Below are 8,046 nucleotides of genomic sequence, written 5' to 3' on the forward strand. Positions count from 1 at the left end.
CCAGCTCGGCCTGTGCTCGATTTGCTCAACAAAGCCGTCTGCACATCTGCGATCCAACTGCAAGCAACCGCAACGAACTGCTGCTGTCTCTACCAATATTTCTTGCTTGCCCTGTGAGCAACATCGCCATATACTATATTGAAACGCTTTTACCATCCGGTATTGGCTGCGCATTCAATCGGTATCGGTCCTTCGCTAGCGAACTGCTTTCGGGCACGTGAAGAAAGCCGCTTCGCCGCAAGTGGTGGCGGTTCGGTCATCATTGCATTCGGCTCGCTGGAAAATGCGTGAATTGCTGTCTGTTTAATAACAGGAGATATGTCATGGTCAAACTCGCGTTGTTCGTTCGTCTTGAAGCCAAGCCAGGTAAGGAGAAAGACGTAGAAAGCTTTCTGTTAAGTGGTCTTCCCCTCGTTCAGGCAGAGCCAGCTACTACAGCTTGGTTCGGCATCCGCCTGGGGCCGTCAACCTTTGGCATCTTTGACGCGTTTCCAGATGAGGCTGGGCGGCAAGCTCATCTTTCCGGCGAAGTCGCGGCCGCGCTCATGGAAAAAGCGGGTGAGTTATTCGCCCAGCCGCCGTCAATCGAAAAGGTTGACGTTCTTGCGGCAAAGCTGCCGGGCTGAGCAAGCCCGACAAGTCGCTCAAGTCGACGGCTCACTGGCGGCGCCAGCGAGTCGTAGCTTGGCGCGGGCGTTGAACGACCGCTTCATGGAATCGACAAGGCCTGCTTACGGGTCGATAGTGGTCGGCCGCAACATTTTTGATGAAAGGCGTCTTTGACGCGGTCACGCTCTCGAAGGAGCTGTTCAAAACGGTATCCGAGCAATCTAAGTTAAGCTTGCCAAGCCTCTTAAGTTTGCAAAAGAACCGATGGATGCCGTACCTGTTTGCCGCCTGCATGCGCAGCGCTGGCGCCCCCTTACCGCAGGCGAAATCGCCATGGCATCGCTGCTGTTCCGCGACGTCATCGATTACACGCGCGTGCGCATCCACGGTAATCCCCCCACAAAAAAGCGCGTTTAGAAGTAGAATTTTCTACTTAACAGAAAGCTCTACATGAAGACGTTCCGCTTTACCGACAGCCAGATCATCGCCATCCTCAAGCAAGCCGAAGCCGGCAGCCCTATCCCGGAACTGTGCCGCGAGCACGGCATCAGCAACGCCACGTTCTACAAGTGGCGCGCCAAGTACGGCGGTATGGATGCGTCGCTGATGGCACGCATGAAGGAACTCGAGGACGAGAATCGGCGCCTGAAGAAGATGTATGCCGAGGAGCGCCTAAAGGCCGAGATTGTCGCGGAGGCGTTGACAAAAAAGTGGTAGCGCCATCTCTGCGGCGAGAGATGGCGCAGTGGGCCGTGACACAGCGGTCAGCCACGATTAACCTGGCGTGCCGGGCGTTTGGCATCAGCCAGACCTGCTACCGATACAAGGCCAAGCTGGACGCGGAAAACAGCGTCATCGCTGATTGGCTGGTGCGATTGACGAACAACCAGCGCAACTGGGGTTTTGGGCTGTGCTTTCTGTACCTGCGCAACGTCAAAAAATTTAAATGGAACCACAAAAGGGTCTACCGCATTTACCGTGAGCTCGAGCTGAACCTCCGGATCAAGCCGCGCCACCGCCTGGTGCGCGAGAAGCCGCTGCCCCTGGCCGTGCCGACCGCGATCAACCAGAGCTGGTCCATGGACTTCATGCATGACCAGCTTGCCGACGGACGCAGCATCCGCCTGTTCAACGTCATCGATGACTTCAACCGCGAAGGCTTGAGTATCGAGGTCGACTTCTCGCTGCCATCCGAACGCGTCATCAGGTCGCTGGACCGAATTATCGAATGCGCGGCACACCGGATGCGATCCGTTGTGACAACGGTCCAGAGTACATCAGCGCCGTGACCTTGGCTTGGGCAGCCAGACGTGGAATCCGCATCGATTTTATTCAGCCCGGCCAGCCTCAGCAAAACGCTTACGTGGAGCGTTACAACAGGACCGTGCGGTACGATTGGCTGGTTCATCACCTCTTTGAAACGCTCGACGAGATCCAGGAATTTGCCACTCGCTGGCTGTGGACCTACAATCACGACCGGCCCAACATGGCACTCGGCGGCATTACACTACAACAGAAACTTGCTCTTGCCGCTTAACCTCTACTTTTAGCTCGCTCTAAAAATGGGGAGATTACCATCAAGCCAGTGATCGACAAGGTCTACGCCTTCCAGGACACGGTGCAGGCCTACGAGCACCTGGCGCGCGGTGCGTTTGGCAAGGTCGTGATCAAGGTAGCCGACTGATTTTGGCCCCCAGCCGGCCGGAAGCCCCGGCCGGCGATACGGCCAAATCCACGCACAAGGAGCAAACAATGGACGACACTACAGTACCGCGCGAGTGGCCCTTTTCCGAGCACGTCGAGCATCATGCTGGTTTCCGGCGAATGTTCGCGCCCGGCCGGCTGACACTCGGATTCATCTTGCCACTGGAGGCATACCCCGATATGCCGGCGCCGACGATGCGCGATCATGTCACCGTCATGCGCTACGCCGACCAGGCAGGCTTTGCAGGTGTATGGGCGCGTGACGTCCCACTATTCGATCCGATGTTCGGTGACACCGGACAGCTGTACGAACCGTTCACCTATTTAGGCTTCCTCGCCGCCAGCACCCAGAGCATCGCACTGGCCACAGGCAGCGCGGTAATCACCCTGCGCCATCCGCTGCTGCTGGCGAAACAGACTGCATCGGTCGACCAGCTTTCCGGCGGCCGCATGGTACTTGGCATTTCGTCAGGCGATCGCCCGAGCGAGTACCCCGCATTTGGCATAGAAGGCGATTTCGAGACGCGCGGCGAGCGATTCCGCGATGCGTTCGGGATGTTCCGGGCCAGTTTGCAGGAAGCGTTCGCCGTGCACGACTCCGAACGTTTTGGCAGGTTGGATGGGAGTCTGGACTTGCTCCCAAAGCCGCCCCACGGACGAATTCCGGCCATCGTCACTGGACGCAGCCGCCAGGATCTGGAGTGGATTGCGCGGCATGCGGATGGCTGGCTTTACTACTTCGTCAATCCCGAACACCTGGCACCGATCGTGTCGACATGGCGCGACGTTGTGCAGCGGGAGACGCAGTCGGGCATCTTCAAGCCGTTTGCCCAAGGCCTGTTCTTCGACCTGGCTGACGACGCAAATCACCCCTTGATGCGCATCCATTCCGGCCTGCGGGTCGGGCGCAACAGGCTGATCGACTACCTCGGCGGCTTGCAGCAGCTGGGCGTGAACCATGTCGCCTTCAACCTGAAAGCATCGCGCCGGCCGGCTACCGAGGTGCTGCAGGAGCTTGCCGAATTCGTCCTGCCGGCGTTTCCGTCGAACTTGATCATCAACAGCGATCGCCCCGTCCAGTAATGCTGTCGGACGGGGCGAAGTCTTGCCGCGCTTCCACGCTGAGCAAATACGTTGCAGCGCTCTCAAACTGTCATCACGATCTTGCCGAACTGCTGGTTCGATTCGAGGTATTCGTGCGCTGCCACGACGTCACTCAGCGAGAAGACCCTGTCCACGAGCGGCCGGAGGATACCGGCTTCAATTGCTGCCGAGATAAAAGTCCGGACGCGCTGCAGCGCTGCTGCATCCTCGGTCACTTCCGTGTACACGAAACCACGCACAGAAAGACTGCGCTTCAAAGCCAGCTTCAGCGGAAACGGCGTCGCATCGGGACTGAGTGCGCCGTGCACGACAATCGTTCCGCGCTTGGCCATGGCCCCTGCGAGCTGGTTCACTTGCGGACCGCCGACCGCGTCGAACGCGCACTGGATCCCGTACGGCGCCAGTTCGCGCAGGCGGCTCTCCAACGGCTCGTCTGACGTGCTGATGACGGCTTCGGCTCCAGCAGCCAACAGTGCATCGCGCTTTGTGCTGGTCAGTGTCACCGCGATGGGCCGCGCACCCACCTGGCGTGCAACCTGTATCGCAGCCAAGCCTACGCTGCTTGATGCAGCGGTGATGGCAATCCAGTCTCCTTTGCCAAGTCCTCCGGCCTCCACGAGACCGCCGTATGCGGTCAGATAGGCCATCCACAGGCCAGCTCCCTCCACCGCGGACAAGCCGGCCGGTTGCGGGACAAGGTGGGTAGCGGGAATCAACGCATGCTCGGCATAGGTGCCATATCTGCCGAGCTCGAACCCGGGCAGGACGCCGACCATGTCGCCGACCGCGAATCCTTGCACCGACGGGCCAAGTGCAGCGATCATGCCAACCGCCTCGAAGCCCAGCATGGATGGCAGTTGCGCCTTCTCGAGATACTGGCCCATGCGGAACATCTTGTCCGCCCGATTCAAGCCGATCGCCTGCACCTCGATGAGTACTTCGCCATCTGCGGCCTCAGGGACACTGCGCTGCTCCAACCGCAATACACCCGGGCCGCCAAGTTCATGAAATCGAACCACCTGCGACATGGTCATACCCATCCTTCAGGAAGCGACGTCGATCACGATCTTGCCAAGGGCCTTGCCGGCCTCCTGAGCGTCATGCGCGGCATGCGCGTCGGCCAAAGTGTAGCGCCGTTCGTCGACCAAGGGTTTCAGTTTGCCCTGCTCCGCCAGGCGGGTCGCCTCGCGCAGGATGTCGCCATGGTGGGCTCGTCCTTCACCGCTCAACATGGGGAGCAGCACGAAGATACCGGACAATGTCACGCAGCGCAGAGAGCCTGGCGCCAGATTGTGCTCCGCGAAAGCGTAGCAGCTGAGAACGTGTCCATAAGGCCTGGCCGCAACAAGTGAGTCGTCCAGCGTCTGTCCGCCGACGGTGTCATAGACCACGTCGAAGCCAACGCCATTTGCATACTTCGCGACGTAGTCCACGACCTTGGCGTCGCGATAATCGATGGGCGTAGCGCCGTAGCCTTTGATGACGGCGTGCTTAGCCGCCGAGGCAGTCGCATACACGTCGGCGCCGAGCGCACGGGCGATCTGCACTGCCATGTGACCAACACCACCCGCGCCGCCCTGGATCAGCACGCGCTGGCCAGCATGTACGCCGGCACGGTCGACCAGACCTTCCCAAGCGGTCAGAAACACCAGCGGCAACGCAGCCGCTTCGCGCATACTAAGGTTCTTTGGCTTCGGTGCCAACAGGCGAGCGTCGACGGCCGCATATTCGGCGAGCGTTCCCGGAATGCCACGCACGCCGCCAGCCAATCCGTACACCTCGTCGCCGAGCTTGAAGTCGCTCACGTCCTCACCGACCTCGACGACCGTGCCCGCCAGATCGGTGCCGAGAATCGCAGGCAGTTCGGGCATGGCATACGGCGCTGCACCGGTGCGGATCTTGTAGTCGATCGGATTGACGCCGCTGGCAGCGATCTGTACCAGCACTTCGCCCGCTTTCGGTGCTGGCCGGGTCGCCTGGGTATCGATGAATTTGCCGTCGGCGTAGTCGTTCAGGACGAGTGCGCGCATGGTGGCTTGGGTAGTCATGTATTGGTTCCTTGTGAATGTGGCCCTTGGGGGCAAACTGAATGTGGGGTAATATTGATCCATAAGGTCCCGCCTGTAAATTAGGCACTTTTTAGGATCATAGGCACCTATAGGTAACCATGGCTTCCACCGTTCGTCATCCCCCCGATCCACTGGTCATCAGTGAAACCTGTCCACCGCGGCGTATCCACATGCTATTGACGCCCAAATGGACGTCCATGGTGATCTACGTCCTTAGTTTCGGTCCGCTACGGACTGGCCAGTTACAGCGCAGCATGCCGGGAATTTCGAAGAAGATGCTCACCCAGACCTTGCGCGAGCTCGAAGCCGACCAGCTGTTGTCGAGGAAGGTGCACCAGGTGGTTCCACCCGCAGTCGAATATTCGCTGACGGAGCTTGGACAGAAGTTCGTCGAGCCTTTGCTGGCACTTTACGATTGGGCCGAAGCCAATTTCGTACTGCTCGATAAGGTAGAACGCAACAGAGCAGCTTCCGGCCAAGCTGAGATCGTCGAAGATGAAAGCGAAGCCTTGCCGCTTTCCTGAATCGCCGAGCTGATTGTTGTATTCGACGATAACAATTCGGACTCTATAATCGGCTTTTGCCGGCGCCTGGCCGCACGCGGCCAGGCCGTACCCACTACCAAGAAAGATGTGTCGATGGAGCTGCTTCAATCGATGCGCCTGTTTTCCAGGCTTGCTGAACTCCAGAGTTTTACGAAGGTCGCTGAAGCGCTGCAGATGGGCCGCCCCCAAGTGACGCTGGCCATTAATCAATTGGAAGCATCGCTCGGCGTGCGTCTGTTCCAGCGCACGACGCGCAAGGTGAGCCTCACCGCGGAGGGTGAGGCGTTTCTGGTCAGGGTCGCAGGGATTCTGGGCGGGGTCGATGAAGCGGTGACCATGTTCGGCGCGCCGGGCGACATCGTGCGCGGGCGTCTCCGGATCGATATTTCTTCCGCCCTGGCGGTGGAATCCTTCACGGATTCATTGAAAGCTATGGAGTGATGGAATTTACAGCGGGTCGGGTAACTGACCTGATATGGTAAAAATACCGCGTGCCTTGTTAGATTGACTTATTGAAGTCGTCTGCTACGCGGGATCATTGGAAAAAGTCGAGCTTTGAGACGATTTAGAAAGTAGCAAAGTGCTTCCGCGCAATCTTCTTTCCTTAACTTCCCGAAATGAAAGAAAATTGCGCGAACTAACCATTTATTGTAAAACCTATCGCCTGCTTTAATTTTGTGAATCGTCTTTTAGCATGCGCCAATAAATAATATTTTCTTTATTTATTAGGTTTCAGCACGACTTTGGTCCACCCTTCGGCACGTTTATCAAAATTCCGATAGCCAGTCGGTGCATCCTCCAATGCAAGCTCGTGTGAAATGATCTGCGAGGGCGCCGCTTTACCTTTATGAATTAATTTTGCCAAATAACGGTTGTAATGCTTGACGTTGGCTTGGCCGGTGCCAATCTTCTGACCCTTGAACCAAAAATTGCCGAAATCGAAGGCAATTTTACCTTCCTTTCCTAACGCGTCTGGACTCTTTGGATCCTGCGGGAGGAATACACCAACCACGCCGATGCCGCCAGTGGCCTTGACCGTCTGCACCAAGTTATTCATTGTCAGATTTGGCACTTCCTTACCGTGCTTGTCGCAACACTGGTAACCAACGCATTCGCAGCCGCAGTCGGCGCCCTTGCCGTTGGTAAGGTTCAAGATTTTCTCGACGCCGGCGCCTCCGGTGTCGTCGATCGCCACCGCGCCCATCTTTTCGGCCAGAGCCAAACGATCCTTGTGCGTGTCCACGACGAAAACTTCGCTTGCGCCTTTAATGAACGCAGACATGGCCGCCATTAGGCCGACCGGGCCGGCGCCGTAGATCACGACCGATTCACCCGGCTTAAGGCCAGCCAATTCGGTAGCGTGGTAGCCGGTCGGGAAAATGTCCGACAACATCACGTAGTCATTTTCCTTTTCCTTAGCGTCTTCCGGCAGTACCAAGCAGTTGTAATCGCCGAACGGCACCCGTAGCAGTTCGGCCTGGCCGCCACTGTACGGACCCATGCCGGCAAAACCGTAGGCAGCCCCGGCCGTGCCTGGGTTTGCCGTGAGGCAAGCGCCGGACAAGCCCCGTTCGCAATTTTCGCAAAAGCCGCAGCCGATGTTGAACGGCAGACAGACAACGTCGCCGACCTTAACGCGCTCGACGGCGTTGCCGACCTCGATGACTTCACCCATGTTTTCGTGGCCCAAGATACGGCCCGTTTCCAGGTTGGTACGGCCTTCGTACATGTGTAGGTCGGACCCGCAGATGTTGGTTGTCGTGATACGGACCAAGACGTCAGTCGGCTTTTCAATCTTGGCGTCCGGCATGTCTTTGACCTGGACGTCGCACGGGCCATTATAAACGAGTGCCTTCATGATTTTCCTTTCAGAACGAGGGTAAATTCATCGCGAGCAGCGACGTTAGGAGGAGAAAGAATATAACGAAATTCTTCACAAAGGCGCACTGTTGAACGCTGCAAAGATTTACGCCTGGGCCGGCTTTGTTGCGTAAATCGAGCGAAGGCCGAGCTAA

The 8,046-nt window shown here is 57.8% G+C and carries 9 protein-coding genes and 1 pseudogene; 7 read left to right on the forward strand and 3 right to left on the reverse strand.

All coding sequences use genetic code 11. The annotated features are described in order from the left end of the window. From ACZ9AQ_RS23855 to ACZ9AQ_RS23875, 5 genes and pseudogenes are all read left to right on the forward strand, one after another. On the forward strand, window positions 1-221 hold a 221-nt coding region (locus ACZ9AQ_RS23855; protein ID WP_429207261.1), incomplete at its 5' end, for a hypothetical protein. A gap of 102 nt (window positions 222-323) precedes the next feature. Then, complete coding sequence (locus ACZ9AQ_RS23860; RefSeq protein WP_066419950.1) at window positions 324-626, forward strand: putative quinol monooxygenase; 303 nt, start codon at window positions 324-326, stop codon at window positions 624-626. Between the two features lie 247 nt (window positions 627-873). Next, complete coding sequence (locus ACZ9AQ_RS23865; protein ID WP_184238383.1) at window positions 874-1,026, forward strand: hypothetical protein; 153 nt, start codon at window positions 874-876, stop codon at window positions 1,024-1,026. 33 nt (window positions 1,027-1,059) lie between these two features. Continuing rightward, window positions 1,060-2,146 (forward strand): annotated as a pseudogene (locus ACZ9AQ_RS23870) (IS3 family transposase). A gap of 215 nt (window positions 2,147-2,361) precedes the next feature. Continuing rightward, on the forward strand, window positions 2,362-3,396 hold the full coding sequence (locus ACZ9AQ_RS23875; RefSeq protein ID WP_285383130.1) for an LLM class oxidoreductase: 1,035 nt from the start codon (window positions 2,362-2,364) through the stop codon (window positions 3,394-3,396). 62 nt (window positions 3,397-3,458) lie between these two features. On the opposite strand, the gene ACZ9AQ_RS23880 is transcribed toward ACZ9AQ_RS23875, so the two are convergent. Together ACZ9AQ_RS23880 and ACZ9AQ_RS23885 are read right to left on the reverse strand one after the other, a co-directional pair. Beyond that, window positions 3,459-4,451, reverse strand: coding sequence for a zinc-dependent alcohol dehydrogenase family protein (locus ACZ9AQ_RS23880; protein WP_279976164.1), 993 nt, complete (start codon window positions 4,449-4,451; stop codon window positions 3,459-3,461). 9 nt (window positions 4,452-4,460) lie between these two features. After that, window positions 4,461-5,465, reverse strand: a complete 1,005-nt coding sequence (locus ACZ9AQ_RS23885) for a zinc-dependent alcohol dehydrogenase family protein (RefSeq protein WP_429207263.1) — start codon at window positions 5,463-5,465, stop codon at window positions 4,461-4,463. Between the two features lie 191 nt (window positions 5,466-5,656). Here ACZ9AQ_RS23885 and ACZ9AQ_RS23890 point away from each other — a divergent pair, with 191 nt between their 5' ends. Both ACZ9AQ_RS23890 and ACZ9AQ_RS23895 read left to right on the forward strand, forming a co-directional pair. Then, on the forward strand, window positions 5,657-6,010 hold the full coding sequence (locus tag ACZ9AQ_RS23890; RefSeq protein ID WP_379737980.1) for a winged helix-turn-helix transcriptional regulator: 354 nt from the start codon (window positions 5,657-5,659) through the stop codon (window positions 6,008-6,010). A 114-nt stretch (window positions 6,011-6,124) separates the two neighbouring features. After that, complete coding sequence (locus ACZ9AQ_RS23895) at window positions 6,125-6,472, forward strand: LysR family transcriptional regulator (protein WP_051996335.1); 348 nt, start codon at window positions 6,125-6,127, stop codon at window positions 6,470-6,472. A 277-nt stretch (window positions 6,473-6,749) separates the two neighbouring features. Here the strand turns inward: ACZ9AQ_RS23895 and ACZ9AQ_RS23900 are convergent, their stop codons facing one another. After that, complete coding sequence (locus tag ACZ9AQ_RS23900) at window positions 6,750-7,889, reverse strand: glutathione-independent formaldehyde dehydrogenase (protein ID WP_036209533.1); 1,140 nt, start codon at window positions 7,887-7,889, stop codon at window positions 6,750-6,752. Window positions 7,890-8,046: the final 157 nt, after the last annotated feature.

This window comes from Massilia sp. UYP34 (assembly GCF_056279385.1).

Bases quoted from the DNA above. Each gene is read 5' to 3' on its own strand.
- ACZ9AQ_RS23875 (WP_285383130.1), top strand. From the start codon at position 2,362: ATGGACGACACTACAGTACCGCGCGAGTGGCCCTTTTCCGAGCACGTC.
- ACZ9AQ_RS23860 (WP_066419950.1), top strand. From the start codon at position 324: ATGGTCAAACTCGCGTTGTTCGTTCGTCTTGAAGCCAAGCCAGGTAAG.
- ACZ9AQ_RS23895 (WP_051996335.1), top strand. From the start codon at position 6,125: ATGGAGCTGCTTCAATCGATGCGCCTGTTTTCCAGGCTTGCTGAACTC.
- ACZ9AQ_RS23880 (WP_279976164.1), bottom strand. From the start codon at position 4,451: ATGACCATGTCGCAGGTGGTTCGATTTCATGAACTTGGCGGCCCGGGT.
- ACZ9AQ_RS23900 (WP_036209533.1), bottom strand. From the start codon at position 7,889: ATGAAGGCACTCGTTTATAATGGCCCGTGCGACGTCCAGGTCAAAGAC.
- ACZ9AQ_RS23885 (WP_429207263.1), bottom strand. From the start codon at position 5,465: ATGACTACCCAAGCCACCATGCGCGCACTCGTCCTGAACGACTACGCC.
- ACZ9AQ_RS23890 (WP_379737980.1), top strand. From the start codon at position 5,657: ATGCTATTGACGCCCAAATGGACGTCCATGGTGATCTACGTCCTTAGT.
- ACZ9AQ_RS23865 (WP_184238383.1), top strand. From the start codon at position 874: ATGGATGCCGTACCTGTTTGCCGCCTGCATGCGCAGCGCTGGCGCCCC.